This is a genomic window from Allorhizobium pseudoryzae (assembly GCF_011046245.1).
Classification (GTDB): Bacteria; Pseudomonadota; Alphaproteobacteria; order Rhizobiales; family Rhizobiaceae; genus Neorhizobium; species Neorhizobium pseudoryzae.
In genome coordinates, this window is record NZ_CP049241.1 from 3,479,245 (window position 1) to 3,502,020 (window position 22,776).

General features: G+C 63.1%; 27 protein-coding genes. 17 read left to right on the plus strand and 10 right to left on the minus strand.

All coding sequences use genetic code 11. From position 1 onward, the window contains the following. Positions 1-13 precede the first annotated feature (13 nt). Genes G6N78_RS16960 through G6N78_RS16970 form a run of 3 tightly spaced genes read left to right on the plus strand, consistent with a single transcriptional unit; the run spans position 14 to position 1,246 of the window. Positions 14-610: a glutathione S-transferase gene (locus G6N78_RS16960; RefSeq protein WP_165220627.1), complete on the plus strand. Its 597-nt coding sequence runs from the start codon at positions 14-16 to the stop codon at positions 608-610. 47 nt (positions 611-657) lie between these two features. Further along, on the plus strand, positions 658-975 hold the full coding sequence (locus G6N78_RS16965; RefSeq protein ID WP_165220629.1) for a type II toxin-antitoxin system RelE/ParE family toxin: 318 nt from the start codon (positions 658-660) through the stop codon (positions 973-975). Further along, on the plus strand, positions 956-1,246 hold the full coding sequence (locus G6N78_RS16970; protein ID WP_165220631.1) for an addiction module antidote protein: 291 nt from the start codon (positions 956-958) through the stop codon (positions 1,244-1,246). The genes G6N78_RS16965 and G6N78_RS16970 overlap by 20 nt, the downstream gene beginning before the upstream one ends. A gap of 72 nt (positions 1,247-1,318) precedes the next feature. Here the strand turns inward: G6N78_RS16970 and G6N78_RS16975 are convergent, their stop codons facing one another. Both G6N78_RS16975 and G6N78_RS16980 read right to left on the minus strand, forming a co-directional pair. After that, on the minus strand, positions 1,319-1,957 hold the full coding sequence (locus tag G6N78_RS16975; protein ID WP_165220633.1) for an outer membrane protein: 639 nt from the start codon (positions 1,955-1,957) through the stop codon (positions 1,319-1,321). Between the two features lie 2 nt (positions 1,958-1,959). Then, the gene (locus G6N78_RS16980; protein WP_165220636.1) at positions 1,960-2,277 is read right to left on the minus strand and encodes a hypothetical protein; all 318 of its coding nucleotides are present in this window, start codon (positions 2,275-2,277) and stop codon (positions 1,960-1,962) included. 88 nt (positions 2,278-2,365) lie between these two features. Between G6N78_RS16980 and G6N78_RS16985 the strand changes: the two genes are divergently transcribed. From G6N78_RS16985 to G6N78_RS17005, 5 genes are all read left to right on the plus strand, one after another. Further along, the gene (locus G6N78_RS16985) at positions 2,366-3,082 is read left to right on the plus strand and encodes an SDR family oxidoreductase (RefSeq protein WP_165221922.1); all 717 of its coding nucleotides are present in this window, start codon (positions 2,366-2,368) and stop codon (positions 3,080-3,082) included. Further along, entirely contained in the window at positions 3,079-5,127 is a 2,049-nt protein-coding gene (gene uvrC / locus G6N78_RS16990; RefSeq protein ID WP_165220639.1) for an excinuclease ABC subunit UvrC, read from the plus strand. The genes G6N78_RS16985 and uvrC overlap by 4 nt, the downstream gene beginning before the upstream one ends. Before the next feature lie 92 nt (positions 5,128-5,219). Further along, the gene (gene pgsA, locus G6N78_RS16995; protein WP_165220642.1) at positions 5,220-5,807 is read left to right on the plus strand and encodes a CDP-diacylglycerol--glycerol-3-phosphate 3-phosphatidyltransferase; all 588 of its coding nucleotides are present in this window, start codon (positions 5,220-5,222) and stop codon (positions 5,805-5,807) included. After that, the gene (gene moaD, locus G6N78_RS17000) at positions 5,804-6,061 is read left to right on the plus strand and encodes a molybdopterin converting factor subunit 1 (protein WP_165220645.1); all 258 of its coding nucleotides are present in this window, start codon (positions 5,804-5,806) and stop codon (positions 6,059-6,061) included. The genes pgsA and moaD overlap by 4 nt, the downstream gene beginning before the upstream one ends. Before the next feature lie 2 nt (positions 6,062-6,063). Further along, a complete protein-coding gene (locus G6N78_RS17005; RefSeq protein ID WP_165220648.1) occupies positions 6,064-6,531 on the plus strand; it encodes a molybdenum cofactor biosynthesis protein MoaE in 468 nt (155 codons plus the stop codon). Positions 6,532-6,537: 6 nt separating this feature from the next. Here the strand turns inward: G6N78_RS17005 and G6N78_RS17010 are convergent, their stop codons facing one another. Beyond that, positions 6,538-7,428, minus strand: coding sequence for a branched-chain amino acid ABC transporter permease (locus G6N78_RS17010; protein ID WP_165220651.1), 891 nt, complete (start codon positions 7,426-7,428; stop codon positions 6,538-6,540). Between the two features lie 58 nt (positions 7,429-7,486). On the opposite strand from G6N78_RS17010, the gene G6N78_RS17015 reads away from it, so the two are divergent. The 3 genes from G6N78_RS17015 to G6N78_RS17025 all read left to right on the plus strand — a co-directional run bounded on the left by G6N78_RS17015 (position 7,487) and on the right by G6N78_RS17025 (position 9,480). Further along, on the plus strand, positions 7,487-8,035 hold the full coding sequence (locus G6N78_RS17015) for a CGNR zinc finger domain-containing protein (protein WP_165220654.1): 549 nt from the start codon (positions 7,487-7,489) through the stop codon (positions 8,033-8,035). Then, positions 8,032-8,529 (plus strand): hypothetical protein, encoded by a 498-nt coding sequence (locus tag G6N78_RS17020; RefSeq protein ID WP_165220657.1) that lies wholly within the window; start codon positions 8,032-8,034, stop codon positions 8,527-8,529. The genes G6N78_RS17015 and G6N78_RS17020 overlap by 4 nt, the downstream gene beginning before the upstream one ends. A gap of 66 nt (positions 8,530-8,595) precedes the next feature. After that, a complete protein-coding gene (locus tag G6N78_RS17025; protein ID WP_165220659.1) occupies positions 8,596-9,480 on the plus strand; it encodes a dihydrodipicolinate synthase family protein in 885 nt (294 codons plus the stop codon). Positions 9,481-9,789: 309 nt separating this feature from the next. On the opposite strand, the gene G6N78_RS17030 is transcribed toward G6N78_RS17025, so the two are convergent. After that, positions 9,790-10,803: a zinc-binding alcohol dehydrogenase family protein gene (locus G6N78_RS17030; RefSeq protein WP_165220661.1), complete on the minus strand. Its 1,014-nt coding sequence runs from the start codon at positions 10,801-10,803 to the stop codon at positions 9,790-9,792. Positions 10,804-10,907: 104 nt separating this feature from the next. On the opposite strand from G6N78_RS17030, the gene G6N78_RS17035 reads away from it, so the two are divergent. Further along, positions 10,908-11,288, plus strand: a complete 381-nt coding sequence (locus G6N78_RS17035; RefSeq protein WP_165220663.1) for a winged helix-turn-helix transcriptional regulator — start codon at positions 10,908-10,910, stop codon at positions 11,286-11,288. Positions 11,289-11,290: 2 nt separating this feature from the next. Here G6N78_RS17035 and G6N78_RS17040 read toward each other — a convergent pair whose 3' ends face one another. The 3 genes from G6N78_RS17040 to G6N78_RS17050 all read right to left on the minus strand — a co-directional run bounded on the left by G6N78_RS17040 (position 11,291) and on the right by G6N78_RS17050 (position 13,290). Then, positions 11,291-11,965 carry a spermidine synthase gene (locus G6N78_RS17040; protein WP_165220665.1) on the minus strand — a complete coding sequence of 225 codons (675 nt, stop codon included), beginning with the start codon at positions 11,963-11,965 and terminating at the stop codon, positions 11,291-11,293. A gap of 100 nt (positions 11,966-12,065) precedes the next feature. Continuing rightward, a complete protein-coding gene (gene ndk / locus G6N78_RS17045) occupies positions 12,066-12,488 on the minus strand; it encodes a nucleoside-diphosphate kinase (protein ID WP_165220667.1) in 423 nt (140 codons plus the stop codon). Positions 12,489-12,606: 118 nt separating this feature from the next. After that, positions 12,607-13,290 carry a glutathione S-transferase family protein gene (locus G6N78_RS17050; protein ID WP_165220669.1) on the minus strand — a complete coding sequence of 228 codons (684 nt, stop codon included), beginning with the start codon at positions 13,288-13,290 and terminating at the stop codon, positions 12,607-12,609. Positions 13,291-13,439: 149 nt separating this feature from the next. Here G6N78_RS17050 and G6N78_RS17055 point away from each other — a divergent pair, with 149 nt between their 5' ends. From G6N78_RS17055 to G6N78_RS17070, 4 genes are all read left to right on the plus strand, one after another. Next, positions 13,440-13,949 (plus strand): DinB family protein, encoded by a 510-nt coding sequence (locus tag G6N78_RS17055; RefSeq protein ID WP_165220671.1) that lies wholly within the window; start codon positions 13,440-13,442, stop codon positions 13,947-13,949. Positions 13,950-14,008: 59 nt separating this feature from the next. Next, positions 14,009-15,895, plus strand: a complete 1,887-nt coding sequence (abc-f, locus tag G6N78_RS17060; RefSeq protein ID WP_165220673.1) for a ribosomal protection-like ABC-F family protein — start codon at positions 14,009-14,011, stop codon at positions 15,893-15,895. A 91-nt stretch (positions 15,896-15,986) separates the two neighbouring features. Continuing rightward, a complete protein-coding gene (locus G6N78_RS17065) occupies positions 15,987-18,029 on the plus strand; it encodes a prolyl oligopeptidase family serine peptidase (RefSeq protein ID WP_165220675.1) in 2,043 nt (680 codons plus the stop codon). Positions 18,030-18,140: 111 nt separating this feature from the next. Continuing rightward, complete coding sequence (locus G6N78_RS17070) at positions 18,141-18,986, plus strand: polysaccharide deacetylase family protein (RefSeq protein WP_165220678.1); 846 nt, start codon at positions 18,141-18,143, stop codon at positions 18,984-18,986. Between the two features lie 93 nt (positions 18,987-19,079). Here the strand turns inward: G6N78_RS17070 and G6N78_RS17075 are convergent, their stop codons facing one another. The 3 genes from G6N78_RS17075 to G6N78_RS17085 form a co-directional block, all read right to left on the minus strand. After that, positions 19,080-19,682: a nitroreductase family protein gene (locus G6N78_RS17075; protein WP_165220681.1), complete on the minus strand. Its 603-nt coding sequence runs from the start codon at positions 19,680-19,682 to the stop codon at positions 19,080-19,082. 109 nt (positions 19,683-19,791) lie between these two features. After that, on the minus strand, positions 19,792-20,241 hold the full coding sequence (locus G6N78_RS17080; protein WP_165220684.1) for a DNA polymerase III subunit chi: 450 nt from the start codon (positions 20,239-20,241) through the stop codon (positions 19,792-19,794). 8 nt (positions 20,242-20,249) lie between these two features. Next, positions 20,250-21,740, minus strand: a complete 1,491-nt coding sequence (locus tag G6N78_RS17085) for a leucyl aminopeptidase (protein ID WP_165220687.1) — start codon at positions 21,738-21,740, stop codon at positions 20,250-20,252. 221 nt (positions 21,741-21,961) lie between these two features. Here G6N78_RS17085 and G6N78_RS17090 point away from each other — a divergent pair, with 221 nt between their 5' ends. Beyond that, a complete protein-coding gene (locus G6N78_RS17090) occupies positions 21,962-22,705 on the plus strand; it encodes a phosphatase PAP2 family protein (protein ID WP_165220689.1) in 744 nt (247 codons plus the stop codon). Positions 22,706-22,776: the final 71 nt, after the last annotated feature.

The following is a 22,776-nucleotide window of genomic DNA, read 5'->3' on the forward strand; positions in this document are numbered from 1 at the left end:
AGGACATGACCCGATGAAACTGCTCTATTCCCCCGCCTCGCCCTATTCCGCCAAGTGCCGCATGGCCGCCCGCCATCTCGGCATCGCCATTGACGAGGTAAAGACCGACACCAATGCCGAACCGGCGGAACTCGTCGACAACAACCCGCTCGGCAAGATCCCGGTGCTGATCCGCGACGGCGAAGCGCCGATCTATGACAGTGTCGCGATCATGCATTTCCTCGACCGGGAATCCGGCGGCAAGCTCTATCCGAAGAAGGACGACAAGCGCACCGAGGCGGAAGTCATGGAGGCGCTCTGCGACGGCATCACCGATTGCCTGCTCGCCATCATGTATGAGCGCCGCTTCCGCCCGGCAGAGATCGTCCACCAGCCGTGGATCGACAAGCAGTGGTCGAAAGTGGTGCGCGGCCTCGACTATCTCGAAAACAACCTGCCGAAGACCGAAAAGAAGCTGAACGGCGGCCACTTCGCGCTCGCAGCCCTCATCGGCTACCTGGACCTGCGCTTTGCCGGCCAGTGGGCCGATGGCCGCCCCAAGCTTGCCGCCTGGCCGGAGACATTCTCCCGCCTTTTTCCCGAGTTTGAGGCGATGAAATCGAGCGCATGATAGCCAGGCCCTTGCCGAAATGTGATTTTTAAACTACATCTACACCAATGCCACAACTGAAGCAGTCAGCTACGTTCGAGAAGTGGCTCCGCAAGCGCGGTGACGAGCGAGCCAAGGCGATCATTGCCGCGCGACTGCAACGGTTGGTGTCGGGGTTGATGGGAGACATTGCCCCTATTGGAGACGGGATCAGCGAACTCCGTATTCACTATGGCCCCGGCTACAGGATCTATCTCAAGCAGCAGGGTGATGTTTACATCATCCTGCTCTGCGCCGGCGACAAGGGATTCCAGCAGCGCGACATTGAAACGGCAAAACGCATCGCCGCCGATTGGAGAACGCAAGATGACCGAACGCTTCAGTGATTTTGATCTGGCAGATCTGCTGAAGGCAGATGCAGCGATTGAAGTCTTTCTCGCCGACGCTTTCGAGACCGGCGATTCGGCTCATATTGCAAGCGCCATCGGTACCGTTGCGCGCGCGAAGGGCATGACAAAGGTCGCAAAAGAGACCGGTCTTGCACGCGAACAGCTTTATCGCTCGCTGAGCGAGAATGGCAATCCAACGCTGGAGACGACTTTGGCGGTGCTAAAATCTCTGGGTTTCCAGTTGACCGCAAAACAGTCTGTGGCCTGACCGTCCCTCACGATCCAAACAGAAAGGGCCGGAGGTTTCCCCCCGGCCCTTGTCCGATCCAGAATACGCGGATCAGAACTTGACGCCGATACCGACCTTGACGGAGTGATCGTCGAAGCCGCGCGATACGTTGGTACCGCCGAGATTGAAGTTCTTGTCCTGATAATCGCTGTAGCGATATTCGACGCGGGCGGTGATGTTGTTGGTGACGAAGGTTTCGACACCGGCACCGACCGTGTAGCCGAGAGCGGTCTTGCTGTCGGAGCCGGCAGCGTTCGACAGTTCCTGGTCAGCGATCGCGAGACCGGCCGTGCCGTAGATCATGAAGGGGTTCAGGTCGTAGCCGACGCGGCCACGGATCGAGCCGTTGAGCTTCTGCTCGCCGGTGATGCCGTTGGCGGTGCCCTTCTGGTCGTTGTAGCCGAGGTCTGCTTCACCACCGTAGACGATCTGGCCGCTCTGGAAGTTGTAACCACCATAGACGCCACCGCCCCAACCGTCAGCGCTCGGCTTCGACGGGCCCTTGGTGATCTGACCCCAGTCGTGGGAGCCGTAACCACCGAGATAGAAGCCGGACCAGTTGCCGACCGGAGCGGCCGTTTCAACAGCAGCCGGAGCTTCCGGGATCTGGGTGACGGCGTCTGCAGCGTGAGCCGAGACAGCGGCGAGAGAAGCGGTCGAAACCAAGAGGCTCGCAATGAGAGTACGCATACTTATTCTCCTTTCAGGGCCGTGCGGGAGGTCTGTTGCCGACAACGCCGTCGGCTTGATCCCTGCGCGTTGAGAGGAAATCTGGTGGGCAATTGAGGAATTGAAAGTACCGAATTGTGAATTGATTGTGGCACGGCGACGGCTAAATTTTGATGTTGCTTTGCGGCAACATGGATTTTATTAACCTTACCAAATAGTTTCCCGCGTATATTTCGAGTAATATTAGTCAACAATCCGTGAAAACTCAATACTTCGCCGTGATGGCAGAAGATAATGTCCAGGCAATCCACAGGCTTGATCCCGCCGTAGTGGATGATCATGTAGTTGCCTGATGTTTATCCCGTTCAAAGGATTCAGAAAATCGTGTCTTCTCCCCCCACCGTACTGGTCACGGGCGGCGCGCGCCGGATGGGCCGCGCCATCACGGAAGATCTAGCTCGCCATGGTTATGCCGTTGCCATTCATGCCGGTCGTTCGATGGAGGAGGCGGAAACCCTCGCTGAGTCGCTGACCCGGGAAGGCCTGACGGCCGCGGCATTCCAGGCCGATCTTCTCGATCCGGAACAGGTGGGCAGTCTCGTGGACCGGGCGGCGGCAAAGCTCGGCCCGCTGATCGGTCTCGTCAACAATGCCTCGATCTTCGAGAAGGACACGGCAGACGCCTTCGCGCCGGACCTCTTCGACCGGCATTTCGGCATCCATGTGCGGGCGCCTTCCATTCTCTCGGCGGCCCTGCTCCGGCAACTGCCTGCCGATCGCGAGGGTCTGATCGTCAACATCATCGACCAGCGCGTCTGGAAACTGACGCCCTCCTTCTATTCCTACACGCTGTCAAAGGCGGCCCTTTGGACGGCGACGCAGACGCTGGCGCAGGCCTATGCGCCGCGCGTTCGTGTCAACGCGATCGGCCCCGGCCCCTCCTTCAAGAGCGAGCGGCAGGCGCAGGCGGATTTCGACCGGCAGGTAGCCGGCGTGCCCCTGAAGCGCGGCCCCGCCCCTTGTGAATTCGGCCGGACGATCCGATTTCTTTTTGACACTCCATCCATCACGGGCCAAATGATTGCGCTCGATGGAGGCCAGCACCTGGCCTGGGAAACGCCGGATGTGGCGGAGATTATTGAATGAATGGAACGAAACTGCCTGATGGCGGCGTTCTTTTTGACGAATCGGACGACGATGACGACGACATCCTCCAGGTGGAGAGCGATGTCGCGCGCGCGGTTGCCGGTATCGAATGGAATCACGGACTGACCAACGAGAACGGCCTGAAGGGGGCCGATCTCATCGCCGAATTCGTCAAGCACCTGCCGAATGCGCCGGGTGTCTACCGCATGTTCAACGAAGCGGGAGACGTGCTCTATGTCGGCAAGGCGCGCAGTTTAAAGAAGCGCGTCTCGAACTATGCGCAAGGCCGCGTCCACTCCAACCGCCTGTCGAAGATGGTGCGCGAGACGACGCAGATGGAATTCGTCACGACGCGGACGGAGACCGAGGCGCTGCTGCTGGAAGCGAACCTCATCAAGCGGCTGCGGCCGCGCTACAACGTGCTGCTGCGTGACGACAAGAGCTTTCCCTATATCATGGTGACGGGTGACCACCGCGCGCCGGCCATCTACAAGCATCGCGGCGCGCGCGCCCGCAAGGGCGATTATTTCGGCCCCTTCGCCTCGGCGAGTGCCGTCGGCCGCACGATCAACTCGCTACAGCGCGCCTTCCTGCTGCGCACCTGCACCGACAGCGTGTTCGAGGCGCGCACGCGGCCCTGCCTGCTCTACCAGATCAAGCGCTGTTCCGGGCCCTGCACGCACGAGATTTCCGATGCGGATTATGCGGGGCTGGTCAACGAAGCGAAGGATTTCCTCTCCGGCCGCAGCCAGAACGTCAAGGCGGCGATTGCGCGTCAGATGGCGGAAGCCTCCGAGGATCTCGATTTCGAGCGCGCCGCCGTCTATCGCGACCGGCTGTCGGCGCTGTCCCATGTGCAGAGCCACCAGGGCATCAACCCGGCCGGCGTCGAGGAGGCGGATGTTTTCGCCATCCATCACGAGGGTGGGCTGACCTGCATCCAGGTCTTCTTCTTCCGCGCCGGGCAGAACTGGGGCAACCAGGCTTACTTTCCGAAGGCTGATCCGCAGCTGACGGGTTCGGAGGTGCTGAACGCCTTCCTCGCGCAGTTTTACGACGACAAGCCGGTGCCGCGGCAGATCCTGCTGTCGGAGACCGTCGAGGAACAGGACCTGCTCGCCCAGGCGCTTTCCGAAAAGGCCGGACACAAAGTGGCGATCCAGGTGCCGCAGCGGGGCGAAAAGCGCGATCTGGTCGATCACGTGCTTGCCAATGCCCGCGAGGCGCATGGCCGCAAGCTGGCGGAAACCGCCTCGCAGGAACGCCTGCTGAAGGGCTTTGCCGAGACCTTTGGGCTTGCCTATGTGCCCCGCCGCATCGAGATCTACGACAATTCGCACATCATGGGCACCAATGCGGTGGGCGGCATGGTGGTGGCGGGGCCGGAAGGCTTCGTGAAGGGGCAGTACCGCAAGTTCAACATCAAATCGACCGACATCACCCCCGGCGACGACTTTGGCATGATGCGCGAGGTGATGACGCGCCGTTTCTCGCGCCTCTTGAAGGAAGAAGGCCTGCCGGACCGCAGCGCTCAGGCCAATACCGAAGCGAGCCCGGACGATGCCACCGACCAGCCCTTCCCCGCCTGGCCGGACGTGATTCTGATCGATGGCGGCCAGGGGCAGATGACGGCGGTGCGGGCCATCCTCGACGAACTCGGCATTCGCGACGTGGTGACCGCCATCGGCGTTGCCAAGGGCGTCGACCGCGATGCGGGCCGCGAGCGATTCTTTGCCGATGGCCGCAGCGATTTTTCGCTGCCGCCGCGCGATCCGGTTCTCTATTTCATCCAGCGCCTGCGCGACGAGGCGCACCGCTTTGCGATCGGCTCACACCGGGCACGGCGCAAGAAGGAGATGGTGAAAAACCCGCTCGACGAGATTTCCGGAATCGGTCCGAGCCGCAAGCGGGCGCTGTTGCAGCATTTCGGCACCGCCAAGGCGGTGTCACGTGCCGGGGTCACCGATCTGATGGCCGTCGAGGGCATTTCGGAAGCGGTGGCAAAACAAATCTACAATCATTTTCACGAGAACCGGGCCGGATGAGCCTGGTCGCGGGACAAATTCGGTCACAATTGGAGTTGACGCTTCCGCCTCGACACATCAACTAAGGGCACAGATCAGGTAGCAGGTATCTCATGGCGTCGCGCGCATACAACATTCCCAACCTTCTGACCTACGCGCGAATCGTGGCCGTCCCGGTCGTGGTCGCCTGCTTTTTTGTCGAGGGTCGGCTGCAGAGTTCCGATTTCGCCCGGTGGACCGCGCTCGGCATCTTCATCGTCGCCTCGCTCACCGACTATCTCGACGGTTACCTGGCGCGTATCTGGAACCAGACCTCGAATATCGGCCGGATGCTCGATCCGATCGCCGACAAGCTGCTGGTCGCCTCCGTGCTGCTGCTGATGGCCGCCGATGGTACGATTGCCGGCTGGTCGCTCTGGGCCGCCATCACCATTCTCTGCCGGGAAATCCTCGTTTCGGGGCTTCGCGAATACCTGGCGGCGCTGAAGGTGGCGGTGCCGGTGACGCGCATCGCCAAGTGGAAGACGACGATCCAGATGGTGTCCATCGCCTTCCTTCTGGCCGGCCCCGCGGGTGACAAGTTCGGCCTCTACACGACGGCGCTCGGCATCACGCTTCTCTGGCTCGCGGCAATCCTGACCATCTACACCGGCTACGACTACTTCAAGGCCGGCCTCAAACACGTGGTGGACGCAGAATGAAGGTGAAGCTCGTCTATTTCGCCTGGGTGCGCGAGAGGATCGACAAGCCGGAGGAAGAGATCGACCTCCCCGCACATGTCGTGACCGCGCGCGACCTGCTCAACCACCTGAAGACGCTCGGCGACGGCTATGAGGCCGCGCTGCAGTATCCCGAGGTGATCCGGGTTGCGGTGAACCAGGAGCATGTCGATCAAGACGAGCCGATTGCCGGCGCCCGCGAGATCGGCATTTTTCCGCCGATGACGGGCGGATAGCCGTGACAGCCTCCCCCACCATCCGCGTCCAGCGCGAGGATTTCGACCTGCAGGCGGAGATCGACTGGCTAGTGGCGGGCCGGACGGATATCGGCGCGGTCGTCACCTTCAGCGGTCTCTGCCGTGACGAAGGCGGAAGCTTAAATGCGCTGGAACTCGAACATTATCCCGGTATGGCGGAAGCGGAAATGCGGCGCATCGCAGAGCTTGCGGTCGAGCGCTTCGCGCTGCAGGGCCTGACCGCCATTCACCGCTTTGGCAAAATCGCGCCGGGCGAAAACATCGTGCTCGTCATTGCCGCCTCGCCGCACCGCCAGGCAGCCTTCGACGGTGCCAATTTCGTCATGGATTTTCTGAAGACCGCTGCCCCCTTCTGGAAAAAGGAACATCCGAAGGACGGCTCCTCCGGCGGCTGGGTGCCGGCGAAGGACGCGGACGACAGCGCCCGCGACCGGTGGATCCCGCGCTAGCGCCGCTCAGCCGACACCCCGCGCCTGCTGCCTCATGACCAGCAGAGCCACCAACCCGCCAAGAACGGCGACGTCGCGCCAGACGACAGGGCCGAAGCCGCTCCAGAGCGTTTCTGCAAGCCCGATCGCCGCGGCACCAAGGGCTGCCTTCAATGGGTGGTAATGACCGCCGACGGCGGAAATCAGGATGACCTTGAGGCCGAAGACGAGGCCGGCGCCGAAATCCATGGTGCCGTAATAGGCCGTGGCGAGAATGCCGGACAGGGCGGCAAACAGGGCTGCCAGCCCATAGGCCGAGGCCGCGATGCCCGCCGCATGCACGCCGCAGAATTCCGCCGCCAGCCGATCCTCACAGACCGCCCGCCAGTATCGGCCCCAGCGGCTTCTGCGCAGGAACAGTGCGCCGGACGCGACCATCGTGGTGAGCACGGCCGCGTTTACCAGTTGCAGGACGGTCAGCGTCACCGCCACACCCGGCACGAGGCCCACCGGTCCGTTCCAGAACGGCGGCAGCCAGAGCTCCCGCGTCTCGGCGGCGAGCCGCGCCCCTTCCATCAGCACCAGCAGCAGGCCAAGGGAAGCGACCGTCAGCGCGTTGGGCGAGATCTTCGCCAGCGGTGCGACAATCCTCCACCCGATGAGGACACCAAGACCAGACACGAGACAGATTGCGGCACCGGCACCGAGGCCGAGCGCTGCGGGAAAGGTCAGGAACAGAGTGTTCCAAGCCATGTGGGACACGAGAAGAAAGACATGCCCGGAGCAGGCGAAGAGAGCGCCATAGGTGATGTCCGCCCGCTTGGTGATGGCAAAGGCGATCGCATAACCAAACGCAAGCGCCGCATAGAGCGCGGCGAGCGGCAGCGCGTTGACGAGCAGTTGAACCGTGTAGGCCATGGCACTTCCTGCGCCATTTATAACTGGCAAAACCACTTTTACCAGTTATATTCGACCCATGAGCTTTTCATGGACCCCTCACCGTTTTGCCGGCGGCGCGCTGGCGCTAGATGTCGCCAACAGCGTGATCCTGCGCTTCGATGTCGCGCGCAGCATCGATCGTTTTGCCGAGCCGGCCCAGTTTGCCGCCTTTCCCCAGGCGGCAACCGCGTTTTCCGCAGAACGGGCGCTGTTTGGTGCCCTGACGCCGGTTGAGGACGAGAACCAGGCGGCCTTTCTGGCGCTGCGCGAGGCGATCGACCGCCATTTCCGTGCCGAAGCGGAGGGACAACCGTCCGCTGGTCTGCTGGCCGAACTTCTGGAGGCCGCCGCGGTATTGTTGCGGCAGGCTCGGAGCCCGCAGTCACTTGAGGCACAGACCGTCCACTCGGCGCTGCGGCTGCTCGCCCTGCCGGAGCCGGAGCGGCTGAAGATCTGCGGCCATTGCGGCTGGCTGTTTCTCGACCGCAGCAAGAACAAGAGCCGCTTCTGGTGCGACATGGCCGTCTGCGGCAATCGCGCCAAGGCGGCCCGTCACTATCGACGCAAGAAAGGGGAACCGGAATGAAGAAGCTCGCCGTCGCAGGCCTGTGCCTGCTCGCGCTCACCGCCTGCCAACGGGAAGTGGAAAAACTGGCGGAGTTTTCCGGCCATATCTTCGTCTTCAACTACCGCCTGTCCAAGGCGAACTACGTCGTGACGCTCCGGCCAACCGCACCTTTGCCGGAGGGCGGCATGGCGATCGCCCGTTTCGAGAATCCTCGCGGTGGCGAGCCGCTGGTCACCGAAACAAAGCTCTATGCGAAGATGGAGAAGATCGTGCTGCAAAGCCCGAACCTGCAATGCGTGCGCGAAGGCCGGTCTTACGCAGTGACGATCGATCTCGCCGATGCCAAGGGCAAGCTGCTCCAGACGCTCGACACGAAGGTGCTGGCCACCATCGACCAGAGTATCCTGCCGGCCAACTCCATCGTCGTCGGCCCCGCCTATGACATGAACCCGAAAGTGTTCAAGGCCGGCGGACAGATCGACCTGACGCCGGTGCAGGATTGCCCGGCGTGAGGCTGTTCAGCCGTGCCGCCGGATGTTAGATCACCAGGATCGATCACTCACCCGGACACCATCACCATGCTTGAAGGATTATCCGCCTTTCCGCCGACGCCCACCGATGCCGAGGGAACCGTTCAGGCCGAGGCGCTGGCGCGCCTGATCGACCGTCTTGCCACCGCGGGCGTCGATTCGATCGGCCTGCTCGGCAGCACCGGCGGTTACGCCTTCCTGTCGCGTGAGGAGCGCCGACGGGCGGTAGAGATTGCGCGGGAGGCCGTGGCCGGCCGCACGCCGCTCATCGTCAGCGTGGGTGCCTTGCGCACGGATGCCGCCGAGGCGCTGGCACGCGATGCACAGCAGGCCGGCGCCGATGGTCTGCTTCTGGCGCCGGTCTCCTATACGCCGCTCAACGAGGAGGAAGTCTTTCAGCATTTTGTCGCCGTGGCGGGGGCAAGCGACCTGCCGCTCGTCATCTACAACAATCCGAGCACGACAAAATTCACCTTCAGCCTCGACCTTATCGAACGACTGTCGCAACTGCCGACAGTGGCGGCCGTGAAGATGCCGCTTCCCGCCGCGGGCGATTTCGCCGGCGAAATCGCCAATCTGCGCCGGCGCACGCCGCCGGGTTTCTCCATCGGCTACAGCGGCGACTGGGGCGCGGCCGACGCGCTGCTGTCCGGCGCCGATGCCTTCTACAGCGTTGTCGCGGGGCTTCTGCCGACACCGGCACTGGCGCTGACCCGTGCGGCGATGGCCGGAGATGCCGAGGAGGCCAGGCGCCTCGATACCGCTTTCGAACCGCTCTGGGTGCTGTTCAAGCAATTCGGCAGTTTCCGGGTAATGTATGCGATTGCCGCGGAACTCGGCCTCTTCCATGCCGCCCCGCCCCGCCCGGTTCTGCCGATCCCGGATGAGGCGCTGCCGCGGATGGCGGCAGCACTTGAGGCGTTGCAGGGGTAGCCGGAGGCCACACCGTCTCGGGTGGCGCACGGTCGCCCCCCTCTGCCCTGCCGGGCATCTCCCCCACATGGGGGGAGATCGGCAGAGCGATGCTCGCCTCACCAATTGCCGAAACCTGACGCAGGCGACGACGAGGCTCAGCCATTCTGTCAGCAATGGCGGTCAGCATCATGTGCAACATCTTGAGGTGGGATGCGCTTGCCACTGGCCGATCTCCCCCCTTGTGGCGGAGATGGCCGGCAGGCCAGAGGGGGGCTGGCCAGGCTCATACTGAACCGCAGGCCATTCTCCCCGCCGGCGCGGCGCCACTCAAAACCCTTCCAGCACCAGCTTGCCGCGCGCCTTGCCGCTTTCCAGCACGGCATGCGCGGCCTTCAAGGTCTCGGCATTGATCGGGCGCATCACCTCGGTCAGCGTCGTTCGGATCTTGCCCGCTTCGATGAGCGCCGAGACGTCGTTCAACAGGCGGCCCTGCTCTGCAATATCCGCCGTCTGGAACATCGAGCGGGTGAACATGAACTCCCAGTGGACCGAGACGGACTTGCGCTTGAAGGGCATGATATCGGCCACCGCCGGATCGTCGATCAGGCCGAAGCGGCCCTGCGGGGCGATGAGGTCGGCGATGTCGGCGAGATGCAGGGCGGTCTCGGTGGTCGAGAAGACGAAACCGGGCTGGCCAAGCCCAAGCTCCGCCACCTGCGGCGCGAGCGGCTTGCTGTGATCCACGACATGATGGGCGCCGAGTTCGCGCACCCAGGCTTGCGTCTCGGGACGCGAGGCGGTGGCGATCACCGTGAGATCCGTCAGCGCGCGCAGAAGCTGGATAGCGATTGAGCCGACGCCGCCTGCCCCGCCGATGACGAGCACCGCGGGCGCCGCACCGGGAACGGGCTTTTCCACCTGAAGCCGGTCGAACAGCATTTCCCAGGCGGTGATCGCCGTCAGCGGCAGGGCCGCGGCCTCCGGATGGGTGAGCGAAGCCGGCTTGCGCCCGACGATGCGCTCATCCACCAGATGATATTCGCTGTTGGCGCCCGGCCGGTCCAGCGCGCCGGCATAGAAGACCTTATCGCCGACAGAAAAATGCGTCGCCTCGTCGCCGACCGCAACGACCTCGCCCGAGACGTCCCAGCCCAGCACCTTCCAGGCGCCCGGCTCGGCAGACGCGCGCGTGCGCACCTTCGTATCGACCGGGTTCACCGAAACCGCCTCGACCCTCACCAGGAGGTCACGCCCCTTTGCGGTAGGCGTTTCGAGGTCGACATCCACCAGGGCGTCGGGACGATCGAGGGATCCGGCAGTCTGATAGGCCACGGCTTTCATTGGTCAGCTCCATGCGGTTTGTTGTGCTGAGAGCTATATGTGCCTACAATCGCCAAAGTGGAATACGCACAAATATCGACCATAGTGTCGAAAAGGATACCGTCATGGGCAAGGCACGCCATTCCCGCTTCGACTGTAGCCCCGGCTGTTCGGTGGAGGCCGCCATTGCGCTGATCGACGGCAAGTGGAAATCGGTGATCCTGTTTCACCTGATGGAGCACACCCTGCGTTTCAACGAGATCCGCCGGCAGATCCCCAATGTGACGCAGCGGATGCTGACCAACCAGCTGCGGGAGCTGGAAGAGGACGGGCTGATCAGCCGAAAGGTTTATGCGCAGGTGCCGCCGAAGGTGGAATACAGCCTGTCTGATCTCGGCCGCAGCATGGCGCCGGTCCTGATGGCGTTGAAGGCCTGGGGCGACGCCCATATCGGCCTCTATGGCAAGCCGGTCGTGGTTTCGGACGAAAGCTCGGAGGCCGCCTGACCTTACGGTTTCACGGCCATCCAGATGACGTGGCGCGCGCCGCTGCGCTTGGTGCTGGCGCGCACGGTGAGCGCCTCGGCGGCAAAGCCGCACTCCCGCAATCGCCGGGTAAAGCGGTCGTCCGGTCCCGATGACCAGACCCCCAGCACGCCCTTTGGCCGCAGCGCCAGGGAGGCCGCGTGCAAGCCAGCGTGATCGTAGAGGCTGTCATTGCTGGTGCGGGTCAGCCCGTCAGGACCGTTATCGACATCCAACAGGATGGCGTCGAAGCGCGTCTTTGATTCCCGGATCAGGGCGCCGACATCACCCAGATGCACGCTGACGCGCGGATCGTCGAGCGAGCCCTTGAACACCTCGGCCATTGGGCCGCGTGCCCAGGCGACCACCTCCGGCACCAGTTCCGCCACGATGATCTCGGCCCCCGCCGGCAGCACGGCAAGCGCTGCCCGAAGGGTAAAGCCCATGCCGAGACCGCCGATCAGCACGACGGGCCTCTGTTGATGGGTCAGGCGCTCTGCCGCCAGCGTCGCCAGCGCCTCTTCCGAACCGCTGAGGCGGCTGTTCATCAACTCATTGGCGCCGAGCATGATGGAGAATTCCTGTCCGCGCTGCTTCAGGCGCAGTTCGGCGGTATCGCCTGGCACTTTGGCGCTGTCGAGCTGGATCCAGGGCAGCATTGAAAACTCTCCGGAAGGGATGAAACGAAAACCGCCCGCAAGCGGGGCCTGCGGGCGGCTGAATATTACTCTTCTGCGTTCACGCAGAGGGGCGGCTTGATCAGCCGACGATTTCGGTTTCAGCGAACCAGTAGGCGATTTCCTGGGCAGCGGTTTCCGGAGCATCCGAACCGTGAACCGAGTTTTCGCCGATCGAGAGGGCGAACATCTTGCGGATGGTGCCTTCGTCGGCATTGGCCGGGTTGGTGGCGCCCATGATTTCGCGGTTCTTCAGGATGGCGTTTTCGCCTTCGAGAACCTGAACGACCGTCGGGCCGGAGGTCATGCCTTCGACCAGTTCGCCGAAGAAGGGACGCTCCTTGTGCACGGCGTAGAAGCCTTCGGCTTCGCGCTTGCTCATCCAGACGCGCTTGGAGGCGATGATGCGCAGGCCATTGTCTTCGAAGACCTTGGTGATGGCGCCGGTCAGATTGCGCTTCGTTGCATCGGGCTTGATCATGGAGAAGGTGCGTTCGATCGCCATAGCGGAAAGTCCTTGTTCTTCAGGGATAAGTGGGCGGTGTTTAGCCGCCCCGAATCACGAAGACAAGGGGGAAAGGCGAATTTCACGCAGGCTTCATGAAGAGCGCGCGTTGCCGCTTTCAGGCAACCGCCCGGCCCATGCCCTGATGCAGGTCGAGGCAGCGCTCGAACCAGTCCGCAACCGGATGATCGGCCGGCAGAAGCGACAATCCGGTGGTGACACGCGCCCATTGCAGCGCGCCGAACAGGATGTAATCGGCAAAGAGCGGCGTGTCGCCGCCGAGATAGGGGTGGAATTTCAGCGCGAACCGAACCGGCTCCAGCTGCGACACCAGATGGACAAGCGCCTCGTCGCGGCCGGCAGAAAATTCCTCCAGCGACCGGCCAAGGCGAGCCTCGCGGCTTTCGCGGAAATAGCGCTGGTCGGTTTCGGCGAGCATGTCATGAATGTCCTTCACCGCAACCCGGGTCAGCAGCGGGTGGACCACCATCTGCGAAAACCCTTCGACGAAGCGCGCCAGCACCTTGCCGCCCTCCCCGCCGAACAGCGTCGGGCGATCCGGATAGGTCTCCTCCAGGTAAAGGGCAATGTCAAAGCTGTCGCGCACCAGATGGTCGCCATCCTTCAGGATCGGCACCGTCTTGGAGAAGCCGTTTTCGAGCTTCGGGATTTCGGTGAAGGCCACCGGCTTTTCGATGAAGTCGAGCCCCTTGTGGGCCAGCGCCATTGAGACCTTCCAGCAATGCGGCGAAAACGGGCGGCTCTCGTCGCGGCCGCACAGGGAATAAAGAATGCGTGTCATGGTGTCCGGCTCCCGTGGCAGGTGATGGCTTGCCCGCACTTTGTAGACAAACCGGTCGCGCGATCAAATCAGGAAATTTCATCGGTCACATCACACCCGGTGTCAGGTTTTGCATCTAGACTGGCCATCAACGTTTCAAGGAGACTGCCATGCTTCGCCATTTCCAGATGTTTGCCGATTACAATCGCTGGGCCAATGCCCGTGTCTATGATGCCTGCGCCCAGCTCAGCGATGCCGAGTTTCGCGCCGACAAGGGCGCCTTCTTCGGCTCGGCACAGCGTACGCTGAACCATCTGCTCGCCGCCGACCGGATCTGGCTGAAGCGCTTTACCGGCAGGGGAGAAGCGCCGGCCTCCCTCGACGCGGTCCTGTTCGAGGATTTCGCCGACATGCGTGCCGCCCGCGAGGCCGAGGACCGGCGGATCATCGACTGGGTGAACAGCCTGACGAACGACGATCTCGGTCGCATCGTTTCCTATTCCCCGATCACCATGCCGACGAAGATCGAGCAGCCGCTCGGCCCGGTGCTCACGCATATCTTCAATCACCAGACCCATCACCGCGGCCAGGTGCATACGATCCTGACCAGTCTCGGCAAGCCGAGCCTCGTGCTGGATCTCATCTATTTCCTGCGCGACGAGGGCGAACGCTGGCAATAGCGTCAGCGCGGCGGGTCCCTCTCTTGCATCGCTGAAAAACTTCAGCCAAAACCCGCCGCATGATCACGATTACCGACCTTTCCGCGCGCATCGCGGGCCGCCTTCTTCTCGACCATGCCAGCGTCAGCCTGCCGACCGGCACCAAGGCTGGCCTCGTGGGGCGCAACGGCGCGGGCAAATCCACCCTGTTTCGCGTCATCACAGGCGACATGGCGTCCGAGAGCGGCTCGGTCTCGCTGCCGAAGAATGCCCGCATCGGCCAGGTGGCGCAGGAAGCACCCGGCACCGAGGATGCGCTGATCGAAATCGTGCTGGCCGCCGACAAGGAGCGCACGGCGCTTCTTGCCGAAGCCGAGACGGCGAGCGATCCCAACCGTATCGCCGAAATCCAGATGCGGCTCGTCGATATCGACGCCCATTCGGCGGAAGCCCGGGCCGCGAGCATCCTCGCCGGGCTCGGTTTCGATGCGGAGGCGCAGCGCCGCCCCGCCTCGTCCTTTTCCGGCGGATGGCGCATGCGCGTGGCGCTCGCTGCCGTTCTCTTCTCCGAGCCGGACCTGCTGCTGCTCGACGAGCCGACCAACTATCTCGATCTCGAAGGCACGCTGTGGCTGGAAGATTATGTGCGGCGTTATCCGCACACCGTCATCATCATCAGCCATGACCGCGACCTTCTGAACAATGCCGTCAATGCCATCGTGCATCTCGACCAGAAGAAGCTCACTTTCTATCGCGGCGGTTACGACAGTTTCGAGCGGCAGAAGGCGGAAGCCGACGAATTGCAGATGAAGGCGAAGGCGAAGAACGACGCCGCGCGCAAGCACCTGCAGAGCTTCATCGACCGGTTCCGCGCCAAGGCCACCAAGGCCCGCCAGGCGCAGAGCCGCATCAAGGCGCTGGAGCGCATGGGCACGGTGGCAGCCGTGATCGAGGATCACGTCCAGCCGATCAGTTTCCCCGAGCCGGACAAGCAGCCCTCCTCTCCGATCATCGCGATCGACAAGGGTGCCGTCGGTTACGAACCGGGCAAGCCGATTCTCAAAAACATCACCCTGCGCATCGACAATGACGACCGCATCGCGCTGCTCGGATCGAACGGCAACGGCAAGTCCACCTTCGCCAAGTTCATCTCCGGGCGCCTGGAGGCTGAGGGCGGCAATCTGAAGGTGGCGCCGAACCTGAAGATCGGTTTCTTTGCCCAGCACCAGCTGGACGATCTCATCCAGACCCAATCCGCCGTCGATCACGTGCGCCGGCTGATGCCGGAGCAGCCGGAAGCCAAGGTGCGTGCCCGCGTCGCGCAGATGGGGCTTGCGACGGAAAAGATGGATACCGCGGCCAAGGATCTGTCGGGCGGCGAAAAGGCGCGCCTGCTGATGGGCCTTGCCGCCTTCCACGCACCGAACCTGCTGATCCTCGACGAGCCGACCAACCACCTCGACATCGACAGCCGCCGGGCGCTCATCGAGGCGCTCAATGATTACAACGGCGCCGTGATCCTGATCAGCCACGACCGCCACCTGATCGAGGCGACGGTCGACCGGCTGTGGCTCGTCAACAACGGCACCGTCGCGCCCTTCGACGGCGACCTCGAAGACTATCGCTCGATCATCGTTGCCTCATCGCGCAAGAAGGACGACAAAACCCCGTCCGGCGCGGAAGAACCGGCGTCGAAATCCGACCAGCGCAAGGCCAATGCGGAAAAGCGCGCCTCGCTTGCGCCGCTGAAGAAAAAGATCACCGAAACGGAAGCCATGACGGCGAAGCTCGAAAAGCTGATCCAGGCGCTCGATAAGGACCTGGCCGATCCGGCGCTTTACGAAAAATCGCCGGCCAAGGCCGCGGAGAAAGCAAAACAGCGCAGCGATGCGGCAGAAAAGCTCGGCGAATGCGAAGAACTCTGGCTGGAGTTGTCAGCCCAGTATGAAGAGGCGATGAGCGCTTAGAGCGCCGATGCGGCCCGTCGATTTCCGGTCGACGGGTTGCCATGGCCGTCTGCCGTCCTTACCTGCAACCTTCATGGCAATGGAGGCAGGCATGGATCTCTTTCTCGAGACGGACACCGACCCGGCAACCCTCGAATTCGTCGCGGCGCGCAACGCGGCCTCAAGAGCGTCATTCGAGACGCCGGAATTTGCGGCGGACCGGGACGCGATCCGTGCCATGCTGGAGCGCGAAGACCGGCTGATCGTGCCCTCCAGGCGCGGCGACTGGCTGTTCGACTTCCACCGGACGCGCGACAATCCGCTCGGCATCTGGCGCCGCCTGCCCGCCACGCAGCAAGCCACGCCCGATGCTGCCTGGGAGACGGTGTTTGACGTGGACGCCTTCTGCGCCGCGGAAGGCAAGCGCTGGATCTTCAACGGTGCAAAGTCCTGCCCCTGGGAACCGACACGCGTGCTCCTGATGCTCTCCGATGGCGGCTCCGATCTGGTGCGGCTGCTGGAGTTCGACGCGGAGGCGAAACAGGTCGTTCCCGGCGGCTTCGACACACCGGCGGTGCGGGCGCATGCAAGTTGGCTGAGCCCGGACGAAATCTGCTATTTCGGCTCCATCGATGCCGCCTCCGCCACGCAATCCGGATGGCCGCGGGTGGGACGCCGCCTTAGGCGCGGTAAGCGGCCCGAAGAGGCCGAGATCCTCTACGAGGCGGCCATGACCGATGTGACGGGGTACCTTATCACGGAGGATGCCGGCCTTTTGGAAGGCGGTGCGTCACGGCCGGTGCATGTTTTCGTCGCCGTCCACGAGATCGGCAAGATGGCGCTCAGCGTCGACGACGGAAATGGGGCCCTGCGGCGCCTCGAGCTGCCCGTCGATATCGATTTCGACATCGGCGCCAACTACATCCTGTGGCACGCCAAGTCCGATGCCGCCGTTGCGACGGGAAGCCTTGTCCTGCAACGCTTCACGCCATCTGGCGCCGAGCCGCTCGATCCCGACCGGCGCATTCTCGTCTCGCCTTTGCCAGGCCAGTCGATCCGCCAGTTCACGCTTCTCAGGGAATGGGCGGTCTACACGGTGGAGGACAGGCTGCGCCCAAGCCTCTTCGTGCTCGACCTGACCAGGCCCGATGCCGAACCGGTCGCGATCCGGCTGCCGGACGGGATCGAGTCGCTGTCCTTCACGCCGCTTTATTCCGATCTCATGCTGGGCGACGACACACTGAACGTGATCGGCCAAGGGTTCCTGAAGCCGCCGACCCGCTACGAGTTGCGGCTGCAGGATCGCGACCGGTCACCGGACCTCGTTGCGCTGCAATCCTCGCCCGCGTTTTTCGATGCCGAGGGCATGCAGAGCACGCTGCTGGAGGCGGTATCCGAGGACGGCACCCGCGTTCCCTATCGCCTCGTTTTGCCGAAAAGCTGGACGGAAGGTGAACTGCCGGTGCTGCTCTACGGTTACGGCGGCTTTTCCGTGTCTCTCGGCGCCAGCTATTCCGGCGTGACCGGGCGGTTTCTCGAACAGGGCGGCGCCTATGTGCAGGCCCATATTCGTGGCGGATCCGAACTGGGTCCCGACTGGCACACGCAGGCCAAGCGACATGGCCGCCACCGTGCCTTCCAGGATTTCGTGGCGATTGCGCGCGACCTGGTGCAGCGCGGTTTTACCAAACCGAACCGAATCGCCTGCACCGGCGGCAGCAATGGCGGACTTTTGACCGGCGTCATGCTGACGCGTTACCCAGAGGATTTCGGCGCCGTGTGGTGCCGCGTGCCGGTGCTCGACATGACACGTTTCCACCTGTTTCCGGCCGGCAAGGCCTGGATGGATGAATATGGCGATCCGGACAATGCCGACGACCGCGCTTACCTGCTCGGTTACTCGCCGCTGCATGGGATCCGGCCCGCCACCGACTGCACCTATCCGGCGCTTTACATCGAAAGCTCTTCGAATGACGACCGCGTGCATCCCTCGCATGCGCGCCGTTTCGCCAAGGCGCTGGAGGATGCCGGCCATCAGCCCTTCTTCCACGAATTCGGCTCCGGCGGTCATGGCGGGGCGGGCAATTCCGGTGAAATCGCGGAACGGACGGCGTTGGGTTACAGCTTCCTGCGGCAGAACATTATGCGCCCATAATATAAACGGCCACCGCCAAGTCGAAGGATCTTTAAACCGGGTCTTAACCATGATCGGTAAAAGTAAATCAACCATCCCGCGTTGATCCCCTTTTGCCAGAGTTACTGCCCCATGTCCTCTCGCGTCGCCTGCGTCGCTGCCGCCCTTGCCTGCCTGCTTGCCTCCTGCGCAGGCCGTCCCTCCACAGAAGGCGGCACGCTGATGTCCGCCTTTGCCGCCGCGCCCGCCGTCAAGGCGCGCCCTCAACTCGACGCCGATGATCCGGTGCCCCTGACGCCCGCCGCCTGGGGCCGCCTGCGCAATCCGGCAGGCCTTGCCGGCCGCACGATCGAGGTAGCCTCGATCTCGGACATCAAGCTGCGCGACAAGGAAGTGGTGCTGACCTTCGACGATGGTCCGATGCCGAAGAAGACGGAACGCATTCTGGCGACGCTGGACGAATTCGGCGTCAAGGCGACCTTCCTGATGGTCGGCGAGATGGCAAAGGCCCATCCGGCGATTGCCCAGGATGTCGCCGCGCGCGGCCACACGATCGGCAGCCATACCTACCGCCACCCGAACCTGCGCACGCTCTCCTTCGAGGCTGCCATCGAGGACATCGAAAAGGGCCGCCTCGCCGTTTTCTCCGCCACGCACCAGGATGTCGGCTTCTTCCGCTTCCCTTACCTCTCCGATTCGTCGAAGCTGCGGCAGTGGGTGACGCATGACGGCATGGTGGTGCTGGATGTGCAGATCGATTCGAAGGACTATTTCACGTCCTCGCCTGCCGCTGTCGCCACCCGCACGATGACGGCGCTGCGGGCACACGGCAAGGGCATCATCCTGCTGCACGACATTCACAACCGGACCGGCGCCATGCTGCCGGCGCTTCTGACCCAGATGAAGGCCGAGGGTTACAAGGTCGTCGCTCTCAGGCACCGCTCACCCAGCCTGATGATGGCCTCCCTCGCCGATTGACCAGAAGTTCGGCTGACATTCTGATCCGCACAACAGAAAACGGCCTCCCGCGCGGAAGGCCGTTTTTTTTGTGATCTTCAGCGGTGCGAATGCTTATTTGAACGCGCCGTGGACGGCGGTTGCCGTCACCGGATGGCGCGGGCTCGGCACTTCACGGGCCTGCAGGGCCTCCGGCAGATCGGCAATGTTGCCCGGCTTGCCGATGGCAATGGCGGCGTGCAGCACGTGGTGTTCCGGCAGGGAAATGGCGGTCGCCATCGCGGCCTTGTCGAAACCGGCCATGGCATGCGCGGCCCAGCCGGCCATATGCGCCTGCAGCGCCAGATAGGCCCAGGCGGCGCCGGCATCGAAGGCGTGGCTGCCGTTGTCGCTGGCTTCCGTCTTGCCGGGGGCGGTAAACTTCGTGTCCGATGCCAGGATCACCAGGGCCGATGCCTTCTCAGCCCAGGTCCGGTTGAAGGGCATCAGCGCACCCAAAATCCCGTCCCAGGCCTGATCGCCGCGCAGCGTGTAGACAAAACGCCAGGGCTGCGCGTTGAACGCGGAGGGCGCCCAGCGGGCGGCTTCCAGCAGACCGTGCAGTTCCTGCTCGGTGATCGTCGCATCGCTGAAGGCGCGCGGCGACCAGCGGCCGAGAAAGGCATCGTTGATCGGATGGTCTGCGACGCGGGTTTGGATCGGGGTATTGGCGTTCATGAGATGTGGACTCCGGTGAGTAACTGCCCCAGAGCTAACAAGTCATGCTGCGCCGCACAAGCACCCTTCCGGGACAGGCGGTTCGCGGCTCATGCACCGGGCGTTTGTCTCACGCCTTCTTGATCCACCGGCCTTCGGGCGACTGCTGCCAGTAGGTCAGTTGATGCCCGTCGCCCTTTAAGCGTTTCCACTGCGCCCGCGCGCCGTCGAGCTGTTCGGTATCGAACCCGTCGAACATGAAGACGACACGGTCATACGCGGTGAGGTCCGGCGGATCGGCCCCGTCCACGATGAAGCGGACGGTGGCGCCATTGCGGTTGTCGCCGGAGACCGTCAGAAGCACCGGCTGGTCTTCGGCAAAATCCGAGGTTTCGGTTCCGTGTGGCAGAAAACTGTCCTCGCGGAAGGTCCAGAGGTGCTGGTCCAGAAAATCGCGACGCTCCTCGCCCACGGTCTGGAGCGCCACGCGCCATCCCCGTTCGACGCTCTTTTCGAGGAGCGCCGGCAGCGCATCCTCGAGCTTCGATTCCGTCAGATGGTAAAACAGCACCTCGGTCATCAGGCCACTCAGGCTTCGTAGCGGTTGCGCACAAGCTGATCGAGCAGCCGCACGCCATAGCCGGACGCCCAGCTCTGGCTGATCTCGGTGGTCGGCGAGTTCATCGCGGTTCCCGCCACATCGAGATGCGCCCAGGGGGTTTCGCCGACGAAGCGCTGGAGGAACTGGGCTGCGGTGATGGCACCGCCATTGCGCCCGCCGCTGTTCTTCATGTCGGCAAACTTCGAATCGATGATCTTGTCGTATTCCTTGCCGAGCGGCATGCGCCACAGTCTTTCGCCGGTTTCCAGGCCCGCCTTCAGCAGGTCGTCTGCCAGCGGATCGTCATTGGAAAAGAGGCCGGCGTGGTGCGTGCCGAGTGCAACCATGATCGCACCGGTCAGCGTTGCGAGATTGATCATGAACTGCGGCTTGAAGCGCTCCTTGCAGTACCAGAGCGCATCGGCGAGCACGAGACGGCCTTCGGCATCGGTGTTGATGATCTCGATCGTCTGGCCCGACATTGAGGTGACGATGTCTCCGGGGCGCTGGGCATTGCCGTCCGGCATGTTTTCCACGAGGCCGAGAATGCCAACAGCATTCACCTTTGCCTTGCGGGCGGCAAGCGTGTGCATGAGGCCGATGACGGCGGCCGCGCCGCCCATGTCGCCCTTCATGTCTTCCATGTTGCCGGCCGGCTTGATCGAGATGCCGCCGGTATCGAAGACGACACCCTTGCCGACGAAGGAGAGCGGTGCCTCGTCCGGCTTGCCGCCCTTCCACTGGATGACGGCGAGACGCGGCGGACGCGCCGAGCCCTGGGCGACCCCGAGAAGGGCGTTCATGCCGAGGCCCTGCATCTCGGTTTCGGTGAGGATTTCCACCTCGACGCCGAGCGCTTCCAGCTCCGTGGCACGGGCGGCGAACTCGACGGGACCGAGCACGTTCGGCGGCAGGTTGACGAGTTCGCGCGCCAGGTTGACGCCACCGGCGACCGCCTGTGCGGTCGCAAAGGCGGCTGCAGCCTCGGCATGCGCGGCGGTGATGATGGTCACACGGATGTTTTCGGCAGGCTTGTCCTCGTCGTCCTTCTTCTTCGTCTTGAAGCTGTCGAAGGTATAGGCCTGCAGGATCATGCCGAGCGCAAAATCGGCAGCCTTGTCGGCATCGACCTCCACGCCGTCCGCATCGAGGAACACGGTGACGCTCTTTGCCCGCTTGACCGTGCTCGCCGCCTTGCCGCCGGCGCGCAGCCAGTCATAGGCGGTCAGCTTTTCCGGCTTGCCGAGCCCAAGCACCACGAGGCGGTCGAAGGGCGACCGTTCCGGGGCAACGATATCCAGAACCGTCATCTGTTTGTCGGAGAAGCCCGCTATCTCCGCCGCGCGGGCCACGACGCCGGCCGGGTCTGCAAAGGCGAGACCGGCGGCCGATCCCGCGCCCTTCGATTTCAACAGAACGGCGAGATCGCCTTTTTCGGGGGTGGATGAAGCAAAGCTGATATCAAATTTGGTGGACATTTCGTCTCCGGATGCAGAAGAAAAAGACGGTGGAACGTCGAACAGATCTGGGACGCTTGGCCGTCCATGACAAGACAGCAGCACGATCTCAGTTTCGGCAGGGGAGCATCTTGCCAGGCCTGTATCAACATCGCTAATTTAACGCCGCTGACCAACGAGGCATATCTGTTTTGGCCGAGATCTTCCAGTCATACCGTCCCATTTCCACGCGGCGCATCAGAGTGTTGTTCAACAAGCCGCATGTGTGGCTGGTGACGCTGACGGTTGCCTGGTGGCTGCTGCTGGCGCTGTTTTATTTCAACCCGCAATTCGATGTCTTCGTGGCACGCGCCTTCTTCCAGCAGGTCGCCTGCGCCGAGGGATCGCCGATCTCGAAAATCTGCGGCCTGTTTCCCTATGCCGGCGACAGCGAACTCGTCCTGCTGCGCAAGTTTCTCTTTTATCTCCCCGGCGTCATCGCCCTCTGCATCCTGGCAAGGCTCATCCAGAACCTGCAGCACCACGGGGCAACCTACAATGCCGCCCAGACGCGGCGCTACGCGATCGCGCTCACGTCGTTCGCGCTCGGCCCTTACGTTCTGGTCAACCTGATCCTGAAGACGATCTCCGGTCGTCCGCGCCCTTACGAGACGGATCTCTTCGGCGGACTGCAACCGTTCACGGCGGCCGGCACGCTGGACGGCAGCTGCCTGAAGAACTGCTCCTTCATCTCCGGTGAAGCGGCCGGCGCCGGCTGGATCGTCTGTCTCATCGTGCTTCTGCCGCCGCGTCTGAGGCTCGCCGTTGCTCCGCCGGTCATCGCCATCTGTCTCGTCTCACCGATCCTGCGCGTCGCCTTCGGCGGACATTACATTTCCGACGTGCTCCTCGGCTTCCTGTCATCCTGTGTCGTCTATGCGGCGGTCGCCACCTATTTCCAAATGACACAGTGCGTGAAAAAACGTGTGCCCAATACGGCTTTGTGACTTCAGCGCGGTCGCCTTCGCCTCACAAATTGCATAGAAGCCGCATAAGGCCGCATTCCCTTGAGACGGCA